The 24,741-nt window shown below is 61.5% G+C and carries 17 protein-coding genes and 1 pseudogene; 13 read left to right on the top strand and 5 right to left on the bottom strand.

Going from position 1 to position 24,741, the window contains the following annotated elements; genetic code table 11:
- Nucleotides 1–98: 98 nt before the first annotated feature.
- Entirely contained in the window at nucleotides 99–1,382 is a 1,284-nt protein-coding gene (locus tag ACM5SV_RS01050) for an ABC transporter substrate-binding protein (RefSeq protein WP_012755437.1), read from the bottom strand.
- A gap of 191 nt (nucleotides 1,383–1,573) precedes the next feature.
- On the opposite strand from ACM5SV_RS01050, the gene ACM5SV_RS01045 reads away from it, so the two are divergent.
- From ACM5SV_RS01045 to ACM5SV_RS01020, 6 genes are read left to right on the top strand one after another with little or no spacing between them, the layout of a single operon-like run.
- Complete coding sequence (locus ACM5SV_RS01045) at nucleotides 1,574–4,096, top strand: hypothetical protein (protein ID WP_128406873.1); 2,523 nt, start codon at nucleotides 1,574–1,576, stop codon at nucleotides 4,094–4,096.
- A gap of 17 nt (nucleotides 4,097–4,113) precedes the next feature.
- Entirely contained in the window at nucleotides 4,114–5,208 is a 1,095-nt protein-coding gene (locus ACM5SV_RS01040; protein WP_128406874.1) for a glycoside hydrolase family 88/105 protein, read from the top strand.
- Nucleotides 5,205–6,569: a glycoside hydrolase family 28 protein gene (locus tag ACM5SV_RS01035; RefSeq protein WP_128406875.1), complete on the top strand. Its 1,365-nt coding sequence runs from the start codon at nucleotides 5,205–5,207 to the stop codon at nucleotides 6,567–6,569. Before ACM5SV_RS01040 ends, ACM5SV_RS01035 begins: the two co-directional genes overlap by 4 nt.
- Nucleotides 6,557–7,663 (top strand): ABC transporter ATP-binding protein, encoded by a 1,107-nt coding sequence (locus ACM5SV_RS01030; protein ID WP_017996347.1) that lies wholly within the window; start codon nucleotides 6,557–6,559, stop codon nucleotides 7,661–7,663. Before ACM5SV_RS01035 ends, ACM5SV_RS01030 begins: the two co-directional genes overlap by 13 nt.
- Before the next feature lie 2 nt (nucleotides 7,664–7,665).
- Complete coding sequence (locus ACM5SV_RS01025; protein WP_128406876.1) at nucleotides 7,666–8,661, top strand: carbohydrate ABC transporter permease; 996 nt, start codon at nucleotides 7,666–7,668, stop codon at nucleotides 8,659–8,661.
- A gap of 1 nt (nucleotide 8,662) precedes the next feature.
- On the top strand, nucleotides 8,663–9,709 hold the full coding sequence (locus tag ACM5SV_RS01020) for a carbohydrate ABC transporter permease (RefSeq protein WP_012755443.1): 1,047 nt from the start codon (nucleotides 8,663–8,665) through the stop codon (nucleotides 9,707–9,709).
- Nucleotides 9,710–9,988: 279 nt separating this feature from the next.
- On the opposite strand, the gene ACM5SV_RS01015 is transcribed toward ACM5SV_RS01020, so the two are convergent.
- Complete coding sequence (locus ACM5SV_RS01015; RefSeq protein ID WP_128406877.1) at nucleotides 9,989–11,140, bottom strand: ROK family transcriptional regulator; 1,152 nt, start codon at nucleotides 11,138–11,140, stop codon at nucleotides 9,989–9,991.
- A 269-nt stretch (nucleotides 11,141–11,409) separates the two neighbouring features.
- Here ACM5SV_RS01015 and ACM5SV_RS01010 point away from each other — a divergent pair, with 269 nt between their 5' ends.
- The gene (locus tag ACM5SV_RS01010) at nucleotides 11,410–12,441 is read left to right on the top strand and encodes a helix-turn-helix transcriptional regulator (RefSeq protein ID WP_128406878.1); all 1,032 of its coding nucleotides are present in this window, start codon (nucleotides 11,410–11,412) and stop codon (nucleotides 12,439–12,441) included.
- Between the two features lie 46 nt (nucleotides 12,442–12,487).
- Here the strand turns inward: ACM5SV_RS01010 and ACM5SV_RS01005 are convergent, their stop codons facing one another.
- Both ACM5SV_RS01005 and ACM5SV_RS01000 read right to left on the bottom strand, forming a co-directional pair.
- Nucleotides 12,488–13,567 (bottom strand): LacI family DNA-binding transcriptional regulator, encoded by a 1,080-nt coding sequence (locus ACM5SV_RS01005; RefSeq protein WP_012755446.1) that lies wholly within the window; start codon nucleotides 13,565–13,567, stop codon nucleotides 12,488–12,490.
- Nucleotides 13,568–13,642: 75 nt separating this feature from the next.
- The gene (locus ACM5SV_RS01000; protein WP_012755447.1) at nucleotides 13,643–14,275 is read right to left on the bottom strand and encodes a TetR/AcrR family transcriptional regulator; all 633 of its coding nucleotides are present in this window, start codon (nucleotides 14,273–14,275) and stop codon (nucleotides 13,643–13,645) included.
- 111 nt (nucleotides 14,276–14,386) lie between these two features.
- On the opposite strand from ACM5SV_RS01000, the gene ACM5SV_RS00995 reads away from it, so the two are divergent.
- The 5 genes from ACM5SV_RS00995 (at nucleotide 14,387) to ACM5SV_RS00975 (ending at nucleotide 22,472) form a co-directional block, all read left to right on the top strand.
- A complete protein-coding gene (locus ACM5SV_RS00995; protein ID WP_128406879.1) occupies nucleotides 14,387–15,460 on the top strand; it encodes an efflux RND transporter periplasmic adaptor subunit in 1,074 nt (357 codons plus the stop codon).
- A complete protein-coding gene (locus ACM5SV_RS00990) occupies nucleotides 15,457–16,542 on the top strand; it encodes an efflux RND transporter periplasmic adaptor subunit (protein ID WP_221968913.1) in 1,086 nt (361 codons plus the stop codon). The genes ACM5SV_RS00995 and ACM5SV_RS00990 overlap by 4 nt, the downstream gene beginning before the upstream one ends.
- The gene (locus tag ACM5SV_RS00985) at nucleotides 16,539–19,610 is read left to right on the top strand and encodes an efflux RND transporter permease subunit (RefSeq protein ID WP_128406881.1); all 3,072 of its coding nucleotides are present in this window, start codon (nucleotides 16,539–16,541) and stop codon (nucleotides 19,608–19,610) included. The genes ACM5SV_RS00990 and ACM5SV_RS00985 overlap by 4 nt, the downstream gene beginning before the upstream one ends.
- Nucleotides 19,611–19,689: 79 nt before the next feature.
- On the top strand, nucleotides 19,690–20,871 hold the full coding sequence (locus ACM5SV_RS00980) for an alpha/beta hydrolase (protein ID WP_128406882.1): 1,182 nt from the start codon (nucleotides 19,690–19,692) through the stop codon (nucleotides 20,869–20,871).
- Between the two features lie 149 nt (nucleotides 20,872–21,020).
- Nucleotides 21,021–22,472, top strand: coding sequence for an NCS1 family nucleobase:cation symporter-1 (locus tag ACM5SV_RS00975; protein ID WP_012755452.1), 1,452 nt, complete (start codon nucleotides 21,021–21,023; stop codon nucleotides 22,470–22,472).
- A gap of 65 nt (nucleotides 22,473–22,537) precedes the next feature.
- On the opposite strand, the gene ACM5SV_RS00970 is transcribed toward ACM5SV_RS00975, so the two are convergent.
- A complete protein-coding gene (locus tag ACM5SV_RS00970) occupies nucleotides 22,538–24,418 on the bottom strand; it encodes a HAMP domain-containing methyl-accepting chemotaxis protein (RefSeq protein WP_128406884.1) in 1,881 nt (626 codons plus the stop codon).
- A gap of 127 nt (nucleotides 24,419–24,545) precedes the next feature.
- Here ACM5SV_RS00970 and ACM5SV_RS00965 point away from each other — a divergent pair.
- A pseudogene (locus ACM5SV_RS00965) lies at nucleotides 24,546–24,741 on the top strand (DUF4272 domain-containing protein); the annotation flags it as partial.

Below are 24,741 nucleotides of genomic sequence, written 5' to 3'. Positions count from 1 at the left end.
ACGCATCGAAGTGTTCGAGAAAAAACGAAAAAGCCACGGCCCTGTTGCGAGGCCGTGGCTGCTGCGTGCGCGCATTTTGCGGGACAACGCGTGACCGGTTACTTGGCGGCGAGCGCCTGGTTGACCTTGTCGACGTCGGCATTCATCGCCTTGAAGGTCTCGTCGAGGGAAAGCTCGCCGACGATCAGCTGGCTCATCCTCTGGACGATGAGCTGATAGATGGCGGAGGATCCCTTGAGACGTTCCAGGTCCCGGGCTGCCTGCGGCACGCTATTGCGGCTTCCGAGGAAGACGGCCATCGCCTCCTTGGCATTCTTGCTCTCAAGCTTGTATTGCGGGTCCTTGATGTCGGCGCCCGTCAGGACGACGTAATTTTCAGCGATTTCACGCTGGACCTTTTCAGAGCCGAGGAACTCGATGAACGCGGCCACGGCCTCGGGAGACTTGGTGCGCTTGAAGCCAACGATCGCGGTGCCACCGGGCATCGCATAGCAGCCGGCATCGCCGCAGGGCGCGCTGATCGCCGTCCAGTCGAAGGCGTCGCCGATCTTCTTCTGGAACGGATTGACCATCCAGTTGCCGGCGAGATAGGTCACGACGTTGCCGTTGACGAACTCGTCACCCATGTTCTTGTACTGGGTTCCCCCGGCAGCACCCCACATTTCCTTCGGGAAGGAGCCGTCCTTCGTCCAACCGTAGAGATCCGTGACGTAGCGCTTGGCGGCATCGTCGGGGAAGAAGAACTTGCCGTCCTTGACGTAGTTCGAACCGTAGGAGAATGCCGCGCCGGAAAAGCGGTGGCCCGAGCGGTCCATCGTGAAGGGGATCTGAGCGCCGGTCGCCTTGGCGACGCGCGCCGAGGCTTCGACGATATCCTTCAGCGTGGCGGTGGGCTTGGGAAGCGGTTCGCCGGCCTGTTCGAACAGCGTCTTGTTGACGAAGGGCAGGTTGAAGGTCTGCGAGGCGATATAGCCGTTGATCGACTGCGGATCGTTGACGCCGGGGAAGCGGAGCGTGTTCAGGCTGTCGCCGTGCAGCTTGGCGAAGCCATCCGGGTCCTTCATGTAGGGACGCATGTCGAGGTAATAGGGCGCAAGCTGCCAGTCGGTGATCTTGGCGATGTCAGGGCCCTCGCCGACGGCAAGCTGCACCGGCAGCTGCTTGGCGACCGCATCATAGCCCGAAGAGACGAAGTTGACCTTGACGTCGGGATTCGCCGTCTCGAATTCCTTGCTGAGCGCTTCCATGCGCTCGACGTAAGCCTGGTCGTCGTCGGTGAACAGAAAGGTGATTGTCTTGGTTTGCGCCATGGCCGCGCCGGCCCATGCGAAAGAAACGGTTGCCAACGCCAGTGCGACGGCCCCTGAGAGATAGGTTTTCATTTTCATCCTCCCATGAAAACATTTTCATCAATCGCGGCCTCAGCCATCGATAAATCAATTTCATATACTTGACATTCGTTGCGTCAAGCTATTTTCTGCGGCAATAGCGATGTTTTTGGGCATTTTTCAAAAATGGCGCGCACAAATAACCTAATGAAAATATTTTCATAGGATTGCGGAGGAGGCGGTCTGTGAAAACGGAATGCATCAAGCAGCCGGGCGAGATGGCGCCAGCATACAGTGTGGCCACGGGCCAGACGATCACGGCATGGGCCGTTTCCGGCCTCATCGCCAGCTATTTTCCCGGCGAGCCCGCGCCGGCCGAAGATCGCGTAAACTATCGTTTCATCAACGGTTTCGTCGATGTCGGAGATCTGCCCTGCCGCAAGGCCTTTTGGTCGACCATGGTCGGGCGGCCGCTATTGCCCGACACCGCCTGGCCGACCGAAAGCCTCAATCTTCCCGGCTCGAACCGTCGCGTCGAGTTCACCGGCTTCTGGCACGTACCGACGCATCTCAGGCGATGGCTGAAGGGCACGTTCAGAACGGAGACCGCGCGAACGCTCAATCTCAGACTGAAGACCTGCGGCGGCGTTCGCATATGGGTCAACGGACAGGAGGCGGTGCGCTTCGAACCCTTCAAGCGCAACACCGAGAGCGCAACCGACATAAGGCTGGCGCTGGACGCCGGCGACAACCAGATCCTCGTCCATACCGAAGACTTGGCCGAGCGTGACACGACGTGGTTCTTCGAGCTCGAGATGCTGGACGAGGAGCCGCTCTGCGTGCTGCTGCCCGTATCGTTGGATCAGGATGAGGTCCGCGAGCTGGAAGCCCTTGCTCGCGGCGTCCGTCCGGCTCGCGACGTCTTCGTCAATCAGCCGCTGGAGATCATCTTCGGCACAGCGCCCGAACGCGATCTGCCGGTAGAGATCAAGGTCGTCGGTCATGGTCACGAGCGGCCCGTTCTCGCGCATTCCCGATTGACGCTCAAGGCCCATCAGAGCAGCCTAACGGCCGACGATATCTGCGGCATTCCGGACGGTTATCACGGCGTCCACATGACGATCGGCTCCGGCACGGGCTCGGTCACGCGCGTCATCGATGCCGCTTTCATGAGCAGCATTTCGCCGTTGTCGGCCGAGGCGTCGCTCGCCGCCCGCAAGCGGCAGGCGCTGGAATACAGCGCCCGCTTCGGCGCGAACCGCGTCGGGCGCCTCATTGCGATGATGGAAACCGGTCACCACGACCAGGAAAGCTTCGACCGCATCATCGAGGCGACGCTCGCCTCCATCGATGCGCGGGAGGATTGCTCGGATTTCATCATGGTGCCGCTCTTGTGGCTGCTCGGCGCCTATGCCGACCGGATGCCCGATGCAGTGATCGCTCGCATCCGGCATTCCGCCCGCTCCTACCGTTACTGGGTCGACGAGCCGGGCAACGACGCGATGTGGTTCTGGAGCGAGAACCATGTGCTCTGCTTTCATACCAGCCAGCTGCTGGCCGGACTTCTTTTGCCCGACGAGGTGTTTTCGGCCTCGGGCCGCACGGGGCGGCAGCAGGCGGAACTTGCCGGCGAGCGGCTCGGCCGCTGGTTCGACAGCGTCGAAGCCCATGGGTTGGCGGAGTGGAACTCGGCGGCCTATTACCCGATCGATTTCATCGGCCTGCTGGCGCTGGAGCGCTGGGCTGAGGCGGCCGTTGCCCAGCGCGCCCGCGCCCAGATCGATCTCATCTTCCGCATGATCGCCCTTCACACGCTCGCAGGCGTTCCGGCCGGATCGCAGGGCCGTGCCTACGACAAGGAGTTGCGCGCCGGCCCGCTGACCGAGCTTGCGCCCTTCGCCCAGGTCGCCTTCGGAACCGGCTGGCTGAACAATGGTGTGGCGGCATTGACCATGTTCTGCGCCGGCAGCTATGAGCCGCCCGCCGATCTGGCCGAACTTGCGCCGCTCACCCGATCAAGAAGCGTCGAGGCGCGCTACAGCCAGGGCCTCGAGAGCGGAAAACTCGTGCTGTTCAAGAACGAGGCGGCGCAGCTTTCGACGGTCGTCGATCACAAGACCGGCCAGAAGGGGCACCAGCAGCATGTGCTCGACATCCGGCTGGCCGGCCATCCGATGGCGAGGCTGTGGGTCAACCATCCCGGCGAGGACGACCCCTGGGGCAATCAAAGGCCGTCCTATTGGGCCGGCAACGGCATCCTGCCGCGCGTTGCCCAGCATCGCGACGTTGCCCTCCTGATCGAGGACACAAGCGACGCACGCCACGCATGGACGCACGCCTATATCGGCCGCGACGGGCTGGACGATCTCATCATCGAAGACAAGTGGCTCATCGCGCGATCGGGCCGGGGATTTTCCGCCCTCTGGGCGTCGAACGGCCTGGAGCTGATCACCGACGGCCCGACCGCCGGCCGCGAGGCGCGCTCCTACGGGCAGCTTTGCGGCTGGGCTGGTATCGTCGGATGCGGCAACGACGATGCCTTCAAGGCGTTCGTCGAACGCCTGGGCCAGACGACGGTTTCCTTCGATCCCGGGCTTCGGCGTCTCTCTCTGACGCCGCCGGGCGGCCCGGCGATCGACCTCTCCTACGCCGATGGTCTTTCGATCGGCGGCGAGGCGAGGCCCTTCACCCACGATCAGCCGCAACCGATCCTCACCTACGACAGTGCTGCCTCCGGCGCCGGCACTGACGGGCCGTTCTACTCCTGAAAACATAGGTCTCCAGCATGAACACAACATCTGTCGATAACGCCGCCCTCCTGACGACGATTGATCGCGTGGCAACGGCTTTCAGCCGGCTCAGAGGCATCAAGGAAGGTCTCGTGACGGGAAATTCGGCCTCCGGAATCCAGTTCGACGAGTGGGACTGGGAAGTCGGCGTCGGTCTTTACGGCTTCCTGCGCCGCGCCATTTCCACCAATGATCAAAAAGCGCTGCAGGAACTCGTCGCCTGGTATGCCGGCCAGATTGAACGCGGCCTGCCGCCGCGCCAAATCAACAGCACGGCGCCGATGCTGCCGCTTGCGATCCTGGTCCAGCATGTCGACCGTCCCGACTTTCGCGCGCTCGTCGAGGACTGGGCCGAATGGCTCGTCAAGGAACTGCCGAAGACCGAGGACGGCGGCTTTCAGCACGTCGTCAAGGAGCGCCTCAACGACGGCGAATTGTGGGACGATACGCTGTTCATGGCCTGCCTGTTTCTCGCCCGCGCCGGCGTTCTCTGCGAGCGCAGCGAGTGGATCGACGAGGCCGTCTATCAGTTCGTGATCCACACCCGCTATCTCTCCGATCCGGTCAGCGGGCTCTGGTATCACGGCTGGACCTTCAACGGACGGCACAATTTTGCCAATGCCTTCTGGGCGCGCGGCAATGCCTGGATCACCGTCGCCATCCCCGAGCTCTTCGACCTCGTTCCGACGCTCGGGGAGAAGGACCGGCGTTTTCTGTCGAACGTCCTCGTCAGCCAGGTGCGCTCCTTGAAAGCATACCAGCGGCCGGACGGCATGTTCACGACGCTTCTCGACGATCCGTCGTCGCCGCTGGAAACCTCGGCCACGGCGGGCATTGCCTACGGCATATTGCGCGCCATCGATGCCGGCATTCTCGACAAGGACGACAGGGCCTATGCGGAGCGCGCGCTTGCGGCGGTGCTGGCGCAGATCGATGAAGAAGGCGTCGTCCACGGCGTCTCGGACGGCACGCCGATGGGTCATGACCTCGATTTCTACAAGCGCATCCCCAACGTGCCGACGCCTTATGGCCAGGCGCTGACCATGCTGCTGCTGACGGAAGTCTTTCTCGAGAACGGCCAGCGCCAATGAGCCCCGTGTCTCTTGTCGCGATCGAGCCGGCGCAGAGCGACGATACGGTCCGTCTGCAGGCGGCCATCGACGGCCTGTCGGCTTCAGGCGGCGGACGCGTTGAGCTCATGGCCGGCATCCATGTCTGCCGCGGGCTCCAGCTCAGATCCGGCGTCGACCTTCATCTGGCCGCCGGTGCGATCCTGCGTCCCGTTCCGGATTACGCGGCCTATGCGCAGACGACCGTTTCGGTGATCGCCGAAAAATCCGACCGCGGCATGATCGTCGCCAAGGATGCGCGGCGGATCAGCCTGACGGGGGCGGGGCGCATCGAAGCCGGTTGTGACAGCTTCATCGTGGGAGACGACGAGACGGTGGGAACCTTCATCCCGGCCGAATTTCGTCCCCGCGTCGTCGTCTTCGAGGGCTGCGACGAGGTCGAGATCAGCTCCGTCCATATTTGCCGCTCGCCGATGTGGACGCTGCACTTCGTCAACTGCACCGATGTTGCGGTCAGGAACGTGATCATCGACAACGACCGCCGCCTTCCCAACACGGACGGGATCGTGCTGGATGCCTGTCGCGGCGCCGTTATCGAGGATTGCCGGATATCGACGGCCGACGACGGCATATGCCTGAAGACGAGCATCGGTCCTGACCGTGTCGCCATCGGGCGTTGCGAAAACATTCTCGTCCGCAGATGCTCGGTTCAGAGCCTTAGCTGCGCGCTGAAGATCGGCACGGAAACGCATGGCGATGTCACCAATGTCGTGTTCGAGGATTGCAGCGTCTCATCTTCCAACAGGGCCCTCGGCGTATTCTCCCGCGACGGCGGCCGGATATCGAACGTGAGGTTCTCACGAATTGCGGTGGAGTGCCGCGAGACGCCCGATGGTTTCTGGGGTTCGGGGGAGGCGCTGACCGTCAATGTCGTCGACCGTGTTACGGAACGCGCGGCAGGCGCCATCGAAAATCTCATCGTCGAGGACATCACCGGCCGGATGGAGGGGGCGATCACCGTCATTTCGACCTCGCCGGCCGGCATCCGCAACGCATCGCTGGCACGCATCGCCATCGATCAGCAGCCGGGGCAGCTCGGCACTGCGCGATCCTACGACCTGCGTCCGACAAACGCAGACCTTTCCCCGACAGCCGATGGCGGTGGCCGCGCCAATGCCTGGACCCGCGGGTCAGACGGGCGGGTAATCGGTCTTGAGCACTATCCGGGAGGAATGCCGGCCGTCTACGTGGCTGATGTCACCGGGATCTTGATGAACGAGGTGCGGATCACACGGCCGACACCGCTGCCGCAAGGCTGGAACAAAAACGACGCCGTCTTCGAAACGGCGGCACCTGATGGGAGTGGGGCATGGCAGAACTGAAACTTTCCAACGTCAACAAATCGTATGGCTCGGTCAAAGTCCTGCATGACGTCGAACTCGATATCACGGACGGCGAGTTCGTCGTCTTCGTCGGGCCGTCGGGATGTGGCAAGTCGACTCTGCTGCGTGTCATTGCCGGCCTCGAAGAGGTGACGGAGGGCGCAATCGCGATCGGGGGCCGCGATGTCAGCGCGCTCTCGCCGGCCGAGCGCAAGATCGCAATGGTCTTCCAGTCCTACGCGCTCTATCCGCATATGAGCGTTCGCAAAAACCTCGCTTTCGGCCTGGAGAACCTGAAGTTCAAGCGTGCCGAGATCGAGGCGCGGATTGCCGAGGCCGCCAGGATGCTGGCGATCGAGCCCTACCTGGACCGACGCCCGAAGCAGCTTTCGGGCGGCCAGCGCCAGCGCGTGGCGATCGGCCGGGCTATCGTGCGCGAACCGGACATTTTTCTCTTCGACGAGCCGCTGTCGAATCTCGACGCGGCGCTGCGCGTTCAGACCCGCGCCGAGATCACCAAGCTCCACCGCGAGATCAAGACGACGATGATTTATGTCACGCATGACCAGGTCGAGGCGATGACGATGGCCGACAAGATCGTCGTGCTGCGCGCCGGGCGGGTCGAGCAGGTCGGCGCGCCGCTGGACCTGTTCGATAGCCCACGCAATCTCTTCGTCGCCGGCTTCCTCGGCTCGCCGCGCATGAACATCATCAAGGGCAAGGTCGCTGGCATCGAGGAAGGCGGCGTCGTCATCGATGTCGGCAATGGTGGCAAGGTCGTCAGCGATGTCGATCCCGCCGGAATTGCGGTCGGACAGGCTGTTCTCGCCGGCATCCGGCCCGCGCATTTTTCACGCTCCAGCGAGCAGGGCCTGCCGTTCATCGTCCAGTATCACGAGGGCCTCGGTACGGAGACCTATGTCTATGGCAATCTTGCAGGCCATGACGAGCAGATCATCATTCACGAGGCCGGCCATTTCGCGCCGGCGCCTGGTGATCGCATCCTGATCGATGCCGCCCCGGGGCGGGTTCATCTGTTCGATCCCGAAAGCGGCCTGGCTTTTGCCCGGCGGCCCGGACAGGGGAGGCGCTGAACATGGCGGCGCTCAAGGCAGGTGCATTGCTGTCCCAGGCAGGGGAAACGGCGATGAGAGTGGTCGAAGCCCCGATAAATGTGATCGAGCGCATCTTCGGCCGCAAGCGTATGCCATGGCTGTTCCTGGCGCCGAACCTCGTTCTGTTCGCCATCTTCACGTTCCTTCCGATCGCGATCGCGGTCGGTTACGCCTTCACCGGCGGCACCAATCTATTCGTGTCGGAGCGGCCTTTCGTCGGCCTGGACAATTTCCGCACGCTGCTTTCCTGCGGCAATTATCTGCAGCCGGGAACCTGCCAGGAATCGCTGTTCTGGACGGCTGTGTGGAATACGCTCTGGTTCGTGGCCTTCAATGTCGTCGCCACATTGCTCGTGGCGCTGATCACGGCGCTGATCCTCAATCGGGCGATCGTGGCGCGCGGCTTCTTCAGGGCGATGTTCTTCTATCCTGTCTTGCTGTCGCCCGTCGTCATCGGCCTGATCTGGAAATGGTTCCTCGATCGCAACGGGCTGCTGAACGCCTTCTTCCAGATGATCGGCGTTCCCCCTGAGATCTTCCTGCTCGACGTCGGCTGGTCGCGCTTCTTCGTCGTCGTGGTGTCGGTCTGGTTCCACATGGGCTTTTACACGCTCATCCTCTTGGCCGGCCTCCAGGCCATCCCGAAGGAGCTCTACGAGGCTGCCTCCATCGATGCCGCCTCGCCGCGCCGCACGCTGTTCAGGATCACACTGCCCCTGCTGGCCCCGAACCTCTTAGTCGTGTTCATTCTTCTGATGATCAAATCCGTCCAGATCTTCGACGAGGCCTGGGTTCTGACCAATGGCGGCGGTCCGGGCACGGCCAACAGCTTCATCGTCCAATATATCTACCAGATGGCATTCGGCAGCGATCTTCGCCTCTTCGGACTGGCTTCCGCCGCATCGGTTCTCATGGGGCTGGTGCTTCTGGTTCTCACCCTCATACAGCTGCGTATCGGCAAGCGAATGGAGTCCTGAGATGAACCCGATCAGCTTTTTCAAGCGCACACGCCGGGCCGGACGCATCGATATCACCGACATATTGTCGTGGGTCTGGCTGATCGGCGGAACCTTCGTCGTGCTCGTTCCCGTCATCTGGGCCGGCCTCTCCTCGCTGAAGCCGGCCGCCGAGATCACCCGATTTCCGCCAACGCTGCTTCCTCGGGCCGCCGTCGAGCAGACCGTACCCGGCTTCGACAAACCGCTCAGCCTCTGGAAGGTCACCATCGACGGTCAGATGCGCGAAATGGCCATGGTCCGCCGCATCGGCCTCAAGGCCCAAATGGTTGATCCCGCAAATCCGGGACAGCCCGTCAGCGTCGACGTCAAGGGGCTGACGCCGGTGCAGAAGCTGACGATCGCCACGCAGAATTACACCGATCCGCTGACGCGCTTCAACTTCCTGACCTTCCTCAAGAATTCGGTGTTCGTCACCTTCGTCGCAACGCTGCTGACGCTGATCGTCAACGCCATGGCGGCATTTGCCCTGTCGAAATACAAATTTGCAGGGGATACGACGGTCTTCGTCATCATCATTTCAACGCTGATGATTCCGCTCGCCGTCGTCATGGTGCCGGCCTATCTCGTCATCGTCGGGGTCGGGCTTGCCGATAACCTCTGGGGCGTCATCCTGCCGACGGTCGCCTCTCCGACCGCCGTCTTCCTGCTGCGGCAATATATGCTGACCATACCCGACGAGCTGATAGAGGCGGCGCGCGTCGATGCGGCGAGCGAATTCTGCATCTTCTGGCGCATCATCCTGCCGCTGACGGCGCCGGCTCTCGCGGTGCTGGCGATATTTTCCGTGCTCTGGCGATGGAACGACTTCCTCTGGCCGCTCATCGTCCTCAACAGCCGCGAGAATTTCACCCTGCAGGTCGGTCTGAATGCGTTCCAGGGCGAGTTCTCGGTGCAGTGGCACTATATCCTGGCGATGACGTTCCTCAGCCTGCTGCCTGTCACCATCGTTTTCCTGTTCCTGCAGAAGTACATCACCACGGGCATCGCCGGAACAGGCATGAAGTGAACGGCAAGGCGTGGAGATAGAGATCTCCTCACAATCGCCGAACGACCCATACCACGCCTACCTCCCGGCTGAAGCGCGTCGCAATGAACCTGGTTCATGCGGCGCGTTTCGGTCGTTGTCTTTGTGCGTGACTCCCAAGGCCGTTGCTCATACTGAGGGAGGTTCGCCGCGGCAAGCGTAGCGCTTGCCACCGAGGCCAGCCGCCCCGGCGACCTGGTAGGCCGCCGTTTTTGGGCTATGCCGACATCGATTTCAAAGTGCGACGGCGTCCTGCACACGTCACAAAACGGTTTCGAAGAGCGGGATCAAGGCCGCGCCGATTGCGCCGGGGGCATCGATTATCTGCGCCACATCAAGCCTGGGGACGTCGCGTAAAACGCCATGCCGAGGCAGATTGTTGAATTCGGTCCGTTCGATCAGCATTCTCGCGAGTGAGTGCGGAAGCTCGCCGCCGAGGACGATCAATGCCGGGTCGAATATTGCGCAGATCGCATTGATGGCTCGATTGTGGGCCGGCGTGACGCGGTCGACCCACTCGCCAACGCCATCCCAGTCCATCAGGTCCTCGTTCTTCAGGTCCCTCAGGGTCAGGTTCATGCGCCCTTTGGCACGAAGATGTTCAAGCAGGACGCCGAGTGCAGGGCGTTCCTCGTAGTCCTGACGCCCGAAGAGAACGGAAAATTCGCCGGCGTTGCCGAAATTGCCGCGAAACGGCATGCCTCCGGAAACCAGGCCGCCGCCATAGCCATGAAGATGGGCGATGTAGGCGAAATCTGCGACATCGCGGCCAACGCCGAAAATGGCTTCCGCCAAGGCTGCGGTCCTGGCGACATTGTCTGCCCAGACCGGCAGGCCAAGTTGCTTTCCAAGCAAAGGTGCCAGGTCGATCAACGACCAATGAGCGAGCGGCAAGGGGCAATTGAAGGCCGTCTCCAGCATGCGGTGGCCGGCGACGGCCAGACCGACGCCGAGGACGTCACGCCGTTTGGCGCCCCGGCGGGCAAGAATGTCTTCGACCGCCGCTTCGATCCGCTCCATTTCATCGGATAGCGAGGAGCCCGCCTGTGGAATTTCCATGTTTTCCATTGGTTCGCCGAAACCCATGAGGCAAAGGCCGATCGAACCGACATTCACGGAGATGCCCAGGGTTAAACACCAGTCTTTGCGAAGGGTCAGCTCCGGGCTGGGCGGTCCCGGCCGCCGGGTTTCCGAATGGGAAAAGACGAGCATTCCTCGCTCATGAAGCCGCGCGACGATCCTGTGCAACGATTGCTGGGTGAGATCGAGCGGCTCTGTCAGGTCGGAGCGTTCGATCCCCGGAGACTTCCAGATCAGCCGCAACAGGTCGCGCTCGTTGCGGGAAGCCACGCGCATCGGTTGTGTGTCTCGCAAAAAATGCGCGGCAACATGGTCTAGCGGATCATACTTCATTTTCGGTTCATTTTGATTTACACTGTGAGTGTGAACCACATTGGGAGGGCATTCTGCTTCTGTCAAACAAGGAATTCGATCCCCGCTTTGCCGGCCCTGCTTACCTCATCGAGATTGGCCAAGCCAGTCAGGCCGACGGCCTTTCAAAGGGGATCGTGTCCGAGCGTTTGGAAGGCCACGATATCGGCGTTGCGGCGGTCTCGAACGAGATGGAGCGCCTGATCGGCGGTTAGCGGGGCGGGGTGTGGAGAGGGAAAGAACCAAGTTGCATGATATCGTGGAGATCCGAAAATACGGCGCGCGCGCCCGAGCCTGAGGCATCCGAGTTTGCGCCAACGCATGAAGGCACTGACTTCGAGTCGATGGTTCGAGCCTATTCGGCGGGCTACGGGGTGTTTGGCGCCAAGCCGCTGAGCAACGATCGGGCCTTTGCCTGGGCCGCGGACTTGCGAACAAGTGAGGCATTTACGGTGCTTCATTCGGTTTATCAGAGTTCCTGGACAAGTCGGACGCTCGATGAGACGCCGCAACACCTTGCGTTTTACATTCCGCACTCGGGATCCTTCCGGCTGTCCATTGGAAAGACCGTGGTTGAAAGTGGGCCTGGTCGTCTCCTCATGGCCAACAACCACGAGGCTGGCGATCGTCTCATCCTAGGTGGCCCGCACTGCTCGGACGCCCTCTTTCTGGACTGGAAAGTTGTGAGGCGAATGCTCGTTTCACTGGTGGAAATGCCGATCCTCGACTCGCTTGACCTTGAGCCGGTTGTGGATCTCGCAACGCCGTCGGGCCAGCTTATCGGCAGCCTGGTGCAGACGATCGTGCAGGGCATGCGCAATGGCGGTCCACTTCTGTCTTCACCTCTGGCCTTGGCGGCGATGAGCGAAACGCTTGCTAACCTCGTGATCCGTTTTGGCCGCCACCGTCTTTCCGACCATTTGGAAAAACAGAAAGTTTGTTTGATCGCGCCGTGGCATGTCCGGCGTGCTATTGACTATATGCACGCCAACATCGCAGAGCCCCTCACCATGACGATGGTTGCCGATGGTGTCGGTGTTTCACTTCGCGCGCTGCAAACGGGTTTCAGGGCCTTCCGAGGGACTTCACCGGGCGGTTACTTGCGCACGATCAGGCTGCAAGCAGCCCGCGACCAATTGCGGGATCCGATGAATCAGCGATCCGTCCGCGAAATCTGCGCGACGTGGGGTTTTTCTCATGCCGGCAGGTTCTCGATCGTCTACCGCAGCGCCTTTGGAGAAAGCCCGCGCGATACGCGCCTGCAGGCTGAGCGCTTGCGATGAGCAAGGACGCCGAAAAGTGCGAACGGTTTTCGGACAACATCATGCTCTAGGAGCGCGGTGCCGCGATACTGCCGCGCAGGACGAGATGGCATCCGAGTTCCAGGCGATGGGCCGGCCGCTGCGGATCGTTGGCGATCAGCCTCTGTTCGATGAGTGCCAAAGCGGCAGCGCCGAGCTTGTCTGTGGGAACGCTGACCGTCGAAAGCGGCGGGCGGCTGAATTCGCCGGGGACGATGTCGTCGAACCCCAGCACTGATATCGCTTCCGGCACGCGTATGTCGCGATCGGCCAATGCCTTCAGGCAGCCGAGCGCCAGATTGTCGGCCGCGCAGAAGACGGCGGTCGCGCCTTTCATCGTGGGATCGCGGTCGAGCAGCGCGTTGATGGCTGCCTCGCCGTGCCTCGGCTCATATCCCTCGGCCTCGACGATCATGCCATCCGGCACCGGAAGCTGCGCGGCGAAATAAGCATCGGAGAAGCCGTCATATCGGCGCTGGATCGTCGTGCGGCCCTTCCATGTCAGGTGCAGGATACGGCGATGCCCAAGCGCCAGCAGGTGCTCGATGCCGAGCCGCGCCCCGAAGCGGTTTTCCGGGGTGACCGTATCGACCAGCATGGCAGGGTCTTCGCCGTTGACGATGACAACAGGCATATCAGGCGAGGCGAGGCTTCGAATCAGTTCCGGCTGATCGTCGTTCAGAACCACAATGCCGTCGGCACGTTCCAAGAGCGCGATCTGCCTGACCTGAGCGCCGTCAATGCGCCGGCCGGTGCTGACGAAGGGTACGATCCTGATGCCGCGGCGTTCGCACTCCCTGCGAAGACCGTTGAGGATCGTCCAGCTCACCAGATTGAGGTCGCTCTCGGGCGCGGCATCGTCGGGAATGGCGAGAAGCAGGACGCGCAAGGTCGCGATCGTCGCCTTCTTCCTTCGGCGGTCGAGGTAACCCAGGCGTTTGGCCGAATCCAGAACCCTTTCGCGCACCTCGATCGTCAGCGGCGCGGTTCCGTTGAGCGCGTGCGAGGCCGTGCTCAGCGACACGTCCGCGTCGCGCGCGACATCCTTGAGATTGACTTTGCGTTCCACCGTTTCCGTCGCGAATTGAGGGCGTGCCTTCGAAGGCATAGCTAACTCAATGTTTTTACATAAAAACTTGAGAAAAGCTACGTGCCTGGCGCGGTATTTTTCGCCATTCCGCGATCAGTGAGGTTTGGCCAGCAGGCCATTGAGCAGCAGGTCGAAATAAGCCTGCAGGAAGGCCTCCTTGTTGGGAGTGGGCACGCGGCGGTCGTCGAATATCAGCCGCAGAACTGTCGTCGTCAGGATGGGCGCGACCACGATTTCGGAGAATTCCACCGGAATTTCGCGAAACTCCCCCGACGCCACACCCTCCAGAATGAGAGCGTCGACCTTGGCGATGATCGGCTCAATGAATTGATCGTGGTGGCGGTCGATCAGGTCGGGGAACCGGTGTCCTTCGGCAATGACCAGCCGCGTCAGCTCGCGGGTCGTGCGATCCTCGGCGATTTGTTCGTAGAGCAGGCCGAGAATGGAAATCAGCCGGTCGGTGACGCTGCCGCTGAGGCCCTCCGTGATCCCCAGCAGTTCCTGAAACGGCACGGAGAAGTGGTTGATCATGGCTTCGAAAAGCTTCTCCTTCGTCTCGAAGTAGACATACACCGTACCCTTGGTGACGCCGACCCTGTCGGCGATGTCTTCGACTCTCGTGCCTGTGAAACCGCATCTGACGAATTCCTCGAAGGCGGCATCGAGAATCTGGATGGGCCGCAGCGCCTTTTGTTCAGAGCGTGTGAGCTTCTTCTGGGCTGTCATTTTCTGATCCTCCAACCTGTTGCGTGCGCTCTCTCCCTGCGACGCAATGTTTCATTGACTAATCGGTCAGTCAATTATATAGCAGCTGCCGTTGAGAGCAAGAGGTCAACTATGAGAACCATTCTGGTCGCCGCAGCGATCATATGCGCCATCGGTCTCGGATCATGCAGCGATGCGGGCGGGCCGACTGAGCCAACCCCACGGGTGGTCGGCACCGTCGTCGCCAAGTCTGAGTCGTTGGTTCAGGGCGGCGCGATCACGGGAGAAGTGCGGGCGCGCGTTCAGACCGATCTGTCCTTCCGCGTCAGCGGCAAGATCATCGAGCGGCTGGTGGAAGTCGGACAATCCGTGAAGGCGGGGCAGCTCCTCGCGCGGATCGATCCGGAAGAGCAGAAGGCCGACCTGGGTGTGGCGGCCGCCAATCTTCAGTCGGCCGAGGCGCAGCAAACTCAGGCGCAGCTCGCTTACGACCGCCAGCAGAGCCTGTTTCGAACCCAGGTAACGACGCGTGCGGCACTCGATCAGGCGCAGGAGGCGCTTCTGACCGCGCAGGCATCGACGAAGTCGGCGCAGGCGCTGTTGGAAACCGCTCAGGACACCTTGTCTTACACGGAGCTGAAGGCGGACGCCGACGGGGTGATCACCGCCCGCAATGCCGAGGTCGGGCAGGTGGCGCAGGCCGCCCAGGTCGTCTTCTCGCTTGCCCATGACGGCGACAGGGATGCCGTCTTTGAGGTGGTCGAAAGCGCGTTCCTGCGCCCGATCGACGGCGACGGGACCGTGACGCTTCTGTCGGACCCGACGCAGAAGATCGCCGCGAAGGTTCGCGAAATTTCGCCGACAATCGATTCTTCCACCGGAACCATCAAGGTCAAGGTCGCGATATCGAGCGACGCTCCGATCCCTCTCGGCGCACCCGTCGTCGGAAGATTCAATTACGTCTCGCAGGACGTCATCCAGCTTCCCTGGTCGGCCATGACGTCCAAGGGCGGCAATCCGGCCGTCTGGATCGTCGATCCCGCATCGTCTGCGGTGTCGGCAAGGGCGGTGGATGTCGCCGGCTATGAGACTGGCAGCTTCATCGTGAAGTCAGGCGTGTCTGAACGAGACATCGTGGTGACGGACGGGACCAAGTTCCTCAGGCCGGGTGAAATCGTGTCTTATGTCAAGGAAGCTTCCAAGTGAGTATTCGTCTCAAAATAGTCGCTCTGATGATGGGTACGGCCCTGATCTCCTCCTGCGCGCCGCAGGATGAGAAGAAGGGGGAAGCGCCCCGTCCCGTGCTGTCGATGACAGTCAAGCCGACGTCGGCCTCGAGCTTGAGCCTGACCGGTACGATCGAGCCGACGATCGAGACCGAACTCGGCTTCCGGATTCTCGGGCGGATGATCGCCCGCAACGTCAATGTCGGCGATCTCGTCAAGAAGGATGACGTCGTTGCCGCCATCGATCCGCTGGCGCTGGAGCTTGCCGTGCGCAACGCGCAGTCTGATGTCGAGAACAGCGACGCTCAGCTCAGGAATGCGGTGACCTCGGAGCAGCGCCAGCGCGCGCTGCTGGAGTCGCGATCCGGCACCGAAGCCTCGCTCGAAGAGGCTGAGCAGGCAAGGCGGACGGCGGCGGCCGCCGTCGCCAAGGCGCAGGCCAACCTCGACAAGGCTAAAGAGCAGCTCGGCTATGCGCAGCTTCGGGCGGAATTCGACGGGGTGGTGACGGCGACCTCGGCTGAGGTCGGACAGGTGGTGTCGGCCGGCCAGACGGTCGTGACCATCGCACGGCCGGACAAGCGCGACGCCGTGGTTGACGTGCCCCAGGCCGCCGCCCAGAAACTGAAGATCGGCGCGCCCTTCGAGGTGACGCTGCAGCTTGACCCGACCATCCGCACGTCGGGGACCGTGCGCGAAATAGCACCGGAGGCGGAGACCTCTACCCGCACGAGCCGGACCAAGATCGCGCTCACCAATTCGCCCGAAGCCTTCAGGCTCGGCTCGGTCATCACAGCCTCGGCAACCATTGCCGCCGATCCGCAGATCGTCCTGCCTTCCTCGGCAATCCTTGTCGGTAGCGACGGCCCGAGCGTCTGGATCGTCGATGCGGCGGCTAGGAAGGTATCGCTTCGCCGCGTGCAGATCGACGGCGACGCCGAAGACGGCGGCACCGTGCGCGTTACCGAGGGGCTCGCCCCCGGAGAAAGGGTGATCGTGGCAGGTGTGCATAAACTTGAAGATGGCCAGGCCATCCGGATCGACCAGGAGATCAGCCAGTGAAGTCCTTCAACCTCTCCGACTGGGCGCTCGAACACCGTTCGCTCGTCTGGTACTTCATGATCGTCTTCATTCTCGCAGGCGCCTTCTCCTACGTGAAGCTCGGCCGTGAAGAAGACCCGAACTTCACGATCAAGACGATGGTGATCACCGCCCAGTGGCCCGGCGCCTCCGCCGAAGAAGTGACGCGGCAGGTCACCGACAGGATCGAGAAGAAGCTCCAGGAACTGGAATCGCTTGATTACACCAAGAGCGAGACCGTTGCCGGCCAGACAACCGTCTTCGTCGAGCTGCTGCCGACGACCAAGGCAAAGGATGTCGCTCCCACCTGGCTGCGCATCCGCAACATGATCGCCGACATCAAGGGCGATTTCCCGACCGGCGTCGTCGGTCCCTTCTTCAACGATCGCTTCGGCGACGTCTTCGGAAACATCTACGCCTTCACCAGCGACGGCCTTACCCAGCGGCAGCTTCGCGATCTCGTGGAAAACGCCCGCTCCGAGGTCCTAACCGTGCCCAACGTCGGCAAGGTCGATGTGGTCGGTGCCCAGGACGAGGCGATCTATCTCGAATTCTCCACACGCCAGATCGCAGCTCTCGGGATCGACCAGCAGTCGGTCATCCAGACCCTGCAGGCGCAGAATGCCGTCACGCAGTCCGGCTTCGTCGATGCCGGGCCGGAGCGCATCGCATTGCGGGTGAGTGGACAGTTCACCTCCGAGGACAGTCTGAGATCGATCAATCTTCGGATAAACGACCGCTTCTTTCCGCTGACCGACGTCGCCACGATCAAACGCGGCTACGTGGATCCGCCGTCGGCGCTGTTCCGGTTCAACGGCGAGCCTGCGATCGGGCTTGCGATCGGCATGAAGCAGGGCGCCAATCTTCTGGAGTTCGGCGAGGGGCTCGACGCGCAGATGAAACGCGTCGTCGCCGATCTCCCGATCGGCGTGGACGTCCACCGTGTCTCCGATCAGCCGGCCGTCGTCGACGAAGCGGTGTCTGGATTTACCCGCGCGCTCTTCGAAGCGATTGCCATCGTCCTCATCATCAGCTTCATCAGTCTCGGTCTTCGCGCCGGCATGGTGGTGGCGATCTCAATTCCTCTCGTCCTGGCGATCACCTTCGTGGTGATGGAATATTCCGGCATTTCGCTTCAGCGCATCTCGCTCGGCGCGCTGATCATCGCGCTCGGCCTGCTTGTCGACGATGCCATGATCGCCGTCGAGATGATGGTGGCCCGCCTGGAGGCGGGCGACGATATCAGGAGGGCGGCCACCCATGTTTATACATCGACCGCCTTTCCGATGCTGACGGGGACGCTCGTCACCGTGGCTGGCTTCATTCCGATCGGTCTTAACGACAGCGCGGCGGGCGAATTCACCTTCACGCTTTTCGTCGTCATCGCGGTTTCGCTGATCGTTTCCTGGGTAGTGGCGGTGCTGTTTACGCCGCTTCTCGGCGTCACGATCCTGCCGAAGACCATGAAATCGCATTATGAGAAGAAGGGCCGCTTTGCCTCCATCTTCTCCTGGCTTCTGGGGCTTGCGATGCGCTGGCGCTGGGTCACCATCATCCTGACGGTCGGCGTCTTCGGCCTTTCCGTCGGCGGCATGGGGCTGGTACAGCAGCAGTTCTTTCCCAATTCGGACAGGCCGGAGCTCATTATCGACTGGAACCTCCCCCACAACAGTTCGATCGCCGAAACCAACAGGCAGATGGCGAGATTCGAAAAAGAGATGCTGGCCGACAACAAGGATATCGATCATTGGACGACCTATGTCGGCCAAGGGGCGCCGCGCTTCATCCTGTCCTTCGACGTGCAGACGCCCAACGTGTCGTTCGGGCAGACGATCATCGTCACCAAGGGGCTCGACGTGCGTGACAAGGTGCGGGCGGAACTGCAGGGCTATCTGACGAAAACCTTCCCCGGCACCGATGCCTTCGTGAAGCTTCTCGACATCGGTCCGCCGGTCGGCAAGCCGGTCCAGTACCGGATCAGCGGCCCCGATATTCAAAAGGTCCGCGATCTCTCCCAGCAATTTGCCGGCGTCATGGGATCACACCCGCTTCTGACGAACATGGTGCTGGACTGGAACGAGCCCTCTCGCGTGGTGAAGGTCGATGTGCTCCAGGACAAGGCGCGCCAGCTCGGCGTATCCTCCGAAGACATTGCCACCGCCCTCAACGGCATCGTCGAAGGCTCGACGGCCACCCAGGTTCGGGACGACATCTACCTGGTCAACGTCATCGGTCGCGCCAGGGCATCCGAGCGCGATTCCATCCAGACACTGCAGAACCTGCAGCTCTCCACCTCCAACGGCAAGGTCGTGCCGCTCTCCGCCGTAGCCAATTTCCGCTACGAGCTCGAGCAGCCGACCATCTGGCGTCGCGACAGGCAACCCACCATAACGGTCAAGGCTGCCGTCGTCGGTCCGACGCAACCGGCCACGATCGTCGACCAACTGAGGCCGAAGGTCGAAGAATTCCAGAAAGGCCTTCCATTGGGATACAAGGTGGAAGTGGGCGGCGCGGTCGAATCCAGCGCCGAGGCTCAGGGGCCGATCGCGGCGGTGGCTCCGCTGATGCTGTTTGCGATGGCGACGATCCTGATGATCCAGCTGCAAAGCTTCAGCCGCCTCTTCCTGGTGTTCGCCGTCGCGCCGACCGCTCTGATCGGCGTCGTCGCGGCGCTGCTTCTCAGCAATGCCCCCATGGGCTTCGTCGCGATCCTCGGCGTGCTCGCGCTGATCGGCATCCTGATCCGAAACTCCGTCATCCTAGTCGTTCAGATCGAGCATTTGCGCAGCGAAGGAATGGCGCCATGGCAGGCGGTCGTGGAAGCCACCGAACACCGCATGCGGCCGATCATGCTGACGGCCGCAGCAGCCACGCTGGCGCTGATCCCGATCTCGCGCGAGATCTTCTGGGGGCCGATGGCCTACGCCATGATGGGCGGCATCGTCGTCGGAACCGCGCTCACCCTGCTGTTCCTGCCTGCGCTCTACGTCGCGTGGTTCAGGATTCCGAGGGATGAAGGCGTTCAGGCCGAAGCCGCGGCAAAGGCATGAGCATGGGCTTCGACGTCCATCGCATGCGGCCGCCGCCGCGGCGGCCGCTGCATGTCCTGGTTTCCGAGGAGAGAGCTCGATGACGGAACAGCGTTTGAATGGGTTTCCGATGGGAGCCAAGGCGATGCTGGTCGCGATCGGCCTGGCGATGCTCGCCGGTTGCGCCACGAGACCATCGCCTGATGTGTTGAACCCGGTCCGTCTGCCGGTTCATCTCCCAGGTCATCTGAATGCATCGCTTCATTCCGATGAAGCCGCGGCGAACCACGTAAACGTGCTCGCTGCGACAAACAGGAGCCCCGACACTGCGCGCGGTGGGTTCGGGAGCGCGTGGGCTGACAATCTCACCTACGAGCAATATGCGTTTTCGGTCCCTCCCAACCGGAAGGACACCGCGATCACATATCCGACCGCGAGACCGGATCCCGAACGGCAATTTGCCGTCATCGGGCGCAAGCAGCTTGCAAAGGCGGCCTTCGTGCAGGCAGCGCTGGGCTCCGTTCAGTCCGACGGCACTGTCGGCATCTTCGTCCATGGCTATAACTATAGCTATCAGGAGGCGCTGTTTCGCACCGCGCAGATCGCTGCGGACGCCAATATTCCGGGCTCTCCGATTCTGTTTTCGTGGCCTTCGGCCGCTGCCGTCGCCGGCTATGTCGCCGACCGCGATGCGGCGCTGTCCTCGCGTAGCGACCTCGATTCGCTTATCACCTCGCTCTCGGCTTCAGGAAAGGTGAAACGCATCATCCTTTTCGGACACAGCATGGGCGGATTCCTGGTCATGGAGACAGTGCGTGAGCTCAAACTGCAGCATCGCGATGACGTCATCGGTAAACTGGCGGTGATCCTCGCCGCCCCTGACATCGACGTCGATGTTTTCCGGTCGCAGTTGAAGGATATCGGGCGGATGCCGATCCCAATATCCCTTCTCGTTTCGAAGGACGACAGGGCGCTGGTGGCCTCGAGCTTCATAGCCGGAGAGCGGGCGCGGGTCGGACGCCTCGATATCGACGATCCCGTCATCAGGGAGGCTGCCTTGAAGGAAAGGCTTCGGGTCATCGACATCACGTCGATCCAGGCGTCCGACGGGATGGGGCACGACCGCTACGCATCGCTCGCCAAGTTCGGCGCGCAGCTTGCCTCCTTCGAAAGTGGGAAGCGTTCGACCGCCGGCGAGGTTGGCGCCTATGTCTTCGATGCCGCCGGCGCCGCGGTCGCAAGTCCATTTCGTCTGGCCGGACGTGTCGTCGGCTCGCAATGAACAGACCGAGGTAAGAGCCGCGCCTCTGGCTAATCCTGAGGCATCGTCAAGAGATGTGCATAATGTGACTATTAAATTGTCAGCTGCACAAATGAAGAGCAGACTTCCGCCTGTGGTCGATTTGGCCTCAAGGATATGGGAGGGCATTCATGAGCGTACGAAATCCGTCTCCCTCGTTATACAACGAGGATCTTGCACCCGCCGAGGAGCGTAAATGGGGTGCATTCAGCATCTTTAACGTCTGGACATCAGACGTCCATAGCCTATGGGGCTACTATCTGGCGGCGAGCCTGTTCCTGCTGTGCGGCAGCTTCGTCAATTTCGTCATCGCCATCGGTCTCGGATCTCTGGTCATCTTCTGCCTGATGAGCCTGGTCGGCAATGCCGGCGTGCGCACCGGCGTCCCCTTTCCGGTTCTGGCGCGCGCCTCCTTCGGCACATTCGGGGCGAATGTTCCGGCATTGGTCCGGGCGGTGGTCGCCTGCTTCTGGTATGGGGCGCAGACTGCCGCCGCATCCGGCGCCATCGTTGCCTTGCTGATCCGTAACGAGAGCCTGCTCGCCTTTCACCAGAACAGCCACCTGCTCGGCCACTCGACGCTTGAGGTCATTTGCTACGTCATCGTCTGGAGTCTTCAGTTGCTGATCATTCAGCGTGGGATGGAAACGGTTCGCAAGTTCCAGGATTGGGCCGGTCCGGCCGTCTGGATCATGATGTTGATGCTCGCGGTCTATCTGGTCGTCAAGTCAGGCACTTTCTCCTTCGGGTCCGAAATCCCGCGCGATGTGCTGATCGAAAAGACCAAGGATGCGGGCGTGCCAGGCGAGCCTGGTTCGATTGCAGCCCTTGCTGCCGTAGCCGCCACCTGGATCACTTATTTCGCAGCGCTCTACCTGAATTTCTGCGATTTTTCGCGCTACGCAACGAGCGAAAAGGCGCTCAAAAAGGGCAATCTTTGGGGGCTTCCGATCAACCTCCTGGCGTTCTGCCTCGTCGCAGGCGTGACGACCACCGCCGCCTTCACCGTCTACGGAGAGGTGCTGCTGCATCCGGAACAGATATCGGCGAAATTCGACAGCTGGTTCCTGGCGCTGCTGGCCGCGCTGACATTCGCGATCGCAACGCTCGGCATCAACGTCGTGGCGAATTTCGTGTCGCCGGCCTTCGACTTTTCCAATGTCTTCCCACGCCAGATCAACTTCAAACGCGGGGGATATATCGCCGCCCTGATCGCCCTCGTGTTGTACCCGTTTGCTCCATGGGAGACGGGTGCTGCGCATTTCGTCAATTTCATCGGATCGACGATGGGGCCGATCTTCGGCATCATGATGGTGGATTACTATCTCATCCGGAGAAGCCAGCTGAACGTCGAGGCGCTCTATCACGAGAATGGCGAGTTCCGGTTCCAGAGCGGATGGCACGGCAATGCCTTCATCGCATTTGCGGTGGGCGTGCTGTTCTCCTCGATCCTGCCGACCTTCACCACCATCCTTCCGGACTGGTGGGGAACCTACGGTTGGTTCTTCGGCGTCGCCATCGGCGGAGCGATCTACTTCGTGTTGAGAATGGGCGCGCGGCGTAATCCGGCCTTCGCGTCCTGACAGAATGAAAGGCGCCCGGCAATTGCCGGGCGCCTTTCATGTCGGATTTCCTGCTGCGGCATGTTTCAGCGCCGAGCGGCAACCGCATGCATGGCCGGACGGGCCGCGGGCTGCGCCATCGTTCTCGCCGTCGAACGAAGGGCCGAGGACTGACTGACCGCATCGTCGAGCCTGAACTGGGCGATGAGTTCGCGAAGCTTCTGGGCTTCCTGCGCGAGCGAATCGGATGCCGCAGTCGACTGTTGCACCATGGTGGCGTTCTGCTGCGTGGTCTGGTCCATCCGGTTGACCGCGACGTTGACTTCGCTGAGTCCGATGGACTGCTCTTTCGCAGAGGTGGCGATCGAATCCATATGGTGATTGATCTGGGTGATGAAGCCGCCGATGGTCTTCAAGGCCTGGCCGGTATCGCGCACCAGCTTGACCCCGCCTTCCACCTCCTTCGAGGAGTTCTGGATCAGGCCCTTGATTTCCTTGGCAGCACTTGCCGAACGCTGGGCAAGTTCGCGCACTTCCTGTGCGACGACGGCGAAGCCCTTGCCGGCCTCGCCGGCTCTTGCCGCTTCCACGCCGGCATTCAACGCAAGAAGGTTGGTCTGGAACGCGATTTCGTCGATGACGCTGATGATGTTGGAAATCTGCTGTGACGAGGTTTCGATGCGTTCCATCGCCTCTTCGGCGTGGGAAACGACCTCCGCGGAGACCCCGGCGCTGCGATTTGCCTCCGTGGCCACCGTGCGCGTCTCTTCGGTTCGCTTGCTGGAGTTTGACACGTTCGCCGTGATCTCCTCCAGTGCGGCGGCCGTTTCTTCGAGCGAAGCCGCCTGTTGCTCCGTGCGCTTTGCAAGATCGCTTGCCCCGGAGGAAATTTCCCGCGTGCCTGCGTCGATCGTGCCGATGCTGTCGGAAATTGCTCTCAGAGTCGCGCCGAGCTGGGTGACGGACTGGTTGAAATCATGGCGAAGCGCCTCGAAGTCGGGCGCGAAGGTCTCGTTGAGCTGGAAGGCGAGATCGCCTCCTGCAAGCCGTTTCAAACCGGCGGCAAGACCCGAGGTAGCGATGCGTAGCCGCTCCGAGGCGTCAGCTTCCGCCTGCTGCTGGGCGGCAAGACGATCGGCCTCCGCCCTGTTGCGGTTTTCGTCGGCTTCGATTGCCATCCGCTTGTTGGTGATCGCGGCCTGGCGGAAGATTTCCACTGCTCCCGCCATCGATCCGATTTCGTCGGCGCGGTCGGCATACGGAATCACCGATCCGGTATCTCCCTCGGCCAGCCGCCGCATCGCGGCGGTGATGCCGGTAACCGGATTGGCAATGCCGGCCAGCACGAAGACGACGGCGCCGAGAACGAGCAATCCGGCAAAGCCGATCGCGGCAAACAGTTCGAATTCTATCGAGGCGAAGGCCTCCTTGCTGAGTTCGGCGGCCTTGTTGCTGCCGCTGACGTTCAGTTCGACCAGGGCTGCCGTGGCTTCCTTGAGCTTATCCGAATAGGAGCGCATCTCGCCCCCCAGATATTGCCCGGCTTCTTCGGTCTTGTTGGCCCGGGAAAGGACGAGCAGTTGCGAGCTGCTGGTGATATAGCCACCAACGCTCTCCTTTATCGTCTTGATCAATTCGCGCTCGTGGTCGGATGACGCCAGCGAAAGATAGGCGTCTACCGATTTGCCAACCGAATCTTCGGCGACTTTGATGGCGTCTTCGCGCGTTTTCTTTTCTGCATCCGACTGCGCGATGATGTGATCGCGGTAGGCGAGGCGCAAATTCGTCATGGCGAGATTGATCGCCTGCGACGCCTGCACGCTCGGTAGCCAGTTGGTCGCAATTTCTTCGGTGGAGCCGTTCGTCTTTTGAAGACCGTCGACTGCGAGATAGGCGACAAGCCCGAAAAGAAGAGCTATGCCGGTGAAAATCAACAGCAAACTCGATTTTATGTTTGGACGACGCATTGAAAGTCCCCATCGAACGTCCGGCTTCGTACCGGATTGGCCCAAGGACTTTTGTATCGAAAAAAATTTAACGATTTGTTCCGTATGTAAAAACGTCGTTTACCAGTTTTCCGGAAAGCCGCTGTCGCCTTCGATTGCGAACACGCTGCGTGAACTGGGGACGGACGGACTGATGCGCCGTGCCAAGCTGCGCCCGCACAAAGAGCTGCTCGACGCTGCCGACCTCATTTACCGCTACGATAGGGCAGCAACGCCACTACGCCCTCAACTGGCTGATTGGTTACATGGACCAGGATTGGGACGATATTTCCACAGACACGTGA

It is taken from the genome of Rhizobium sp. CRRU65 (genome assembly GCF_048551595.1).
Taxonomy (GTDB): domain Bacteria; phylum Pseudomonadota; class Alphaproteobacteria; order Rhizobiales; family Rhizobiaceae; genus Rhizobium; species Rhizobium leguminosarum_J.
The sequence above is the reverse complement of the archived record's forward strand: the minus strand, read 5'-3'. Positions and strand labels throughout refer to the sequence as shown.

Bases quoted from the DNA above. Each gene is read 5' to 3' on its own strand.
- ACM5SV_RS01050 (WP_012755437.1), bottom strand. From the start codon at position 1,382: ATGAAAACCTATCTCTCAGGGGCCGTCGCACTGGCGTTGGCAACCGTT.
- ACM5SV_RS01040 (WP_128406874.1), top strand. From the start codon at position 4,114: ATGAACACAACATCTGTCGATAACGCCGCCCTCCTGACGACGATTGAT.
- ACM5SV_RS01035 (WP_128406875.1), top strand. From the start codon at position 5,205: ATGAGCCCCGTGTCTCTTGTCGCGATCGAGCCGGCGCAGAGCGACGAT.
- ACM5SV_RS01030 (WP_017996347.1), top strand. From the start codon at position 6,557: ATGGCAGAACTGAAACTTTCCAACGTCAACAAATCGTATGGCTCGGTC.
- ACM5SV_RS01025 (WP_128406876.1), top strand. From the start codon at position 7,666: ATGGCGGCGCTCAAGGCAGGTGCATTGCTGTCCCAGGCAGGGGAAACG.
- ACM5SV_RS01020 (WP_012755443.1), top strand. From the start codon at position 8,663: ATGAACCCGATCAGCTTTTTCAAGCGCACACGCCGGGCCGGACGCATC.
- ACM5SV_RS01015 (WP_128406877.1), bottom strand. From the start codon at position 11,140: ATGAAGTATGATCCGCTAGACCATGTTGCCGCGCATTTTTTGCGAGAC.
- ACM5SV_RS01010 (WP_128406878.1), top strand. From the start codon at position 11,410: ATGATATCGTGGAGATCCGAAAATACGGCGCGCGCGCCCGAGCCTGAG.
- ACM5SV_RS01005 (WP_012755446.1), bottom strand. From the start codon at position 13,567: ATGCCTTCGAAGGCACGCCCTCAATTCGCGACGGAAACGGTGGAACGC.
- ACM5SV_RS01000 (WP_012755447.1), bottom strand. From the start codon at position 14,275: ATGACAGCCCAGAAGAAGCTCACACGCTCTGAACAAAAGGCGCTGCGG.
- ACM5SV_RS00995 (WP_128406879.1), top strand. From the start codon at position 14,387: ATGAGAACCATTCTGGTCGCCGCAGCGATCATATGCGCCATCGGTCTC.
- ACM5SV_RS00980 (WP_128406882.1), top strand. From the start codon at position 19,690: ATGACGGAACAGCGTTTGAATGGGTTTCCGATGGGAGCCAAGGCGATG.
- ACM5SV_RS00975 (WP_012755452.1), top strand. From the start codon at position 21,021: ATGAGCGTACGAAATCCGTCTCCCTCGTTATACAACGAGGATCTTGCA.
- ACM5SV_RS00970 (WP_128406884.1), bottom strand. From the start codon at position 24,418: ATGCGTCGTCCAAACATAAAATCGAGTTTGCTGTTGATTTTCACCGGC.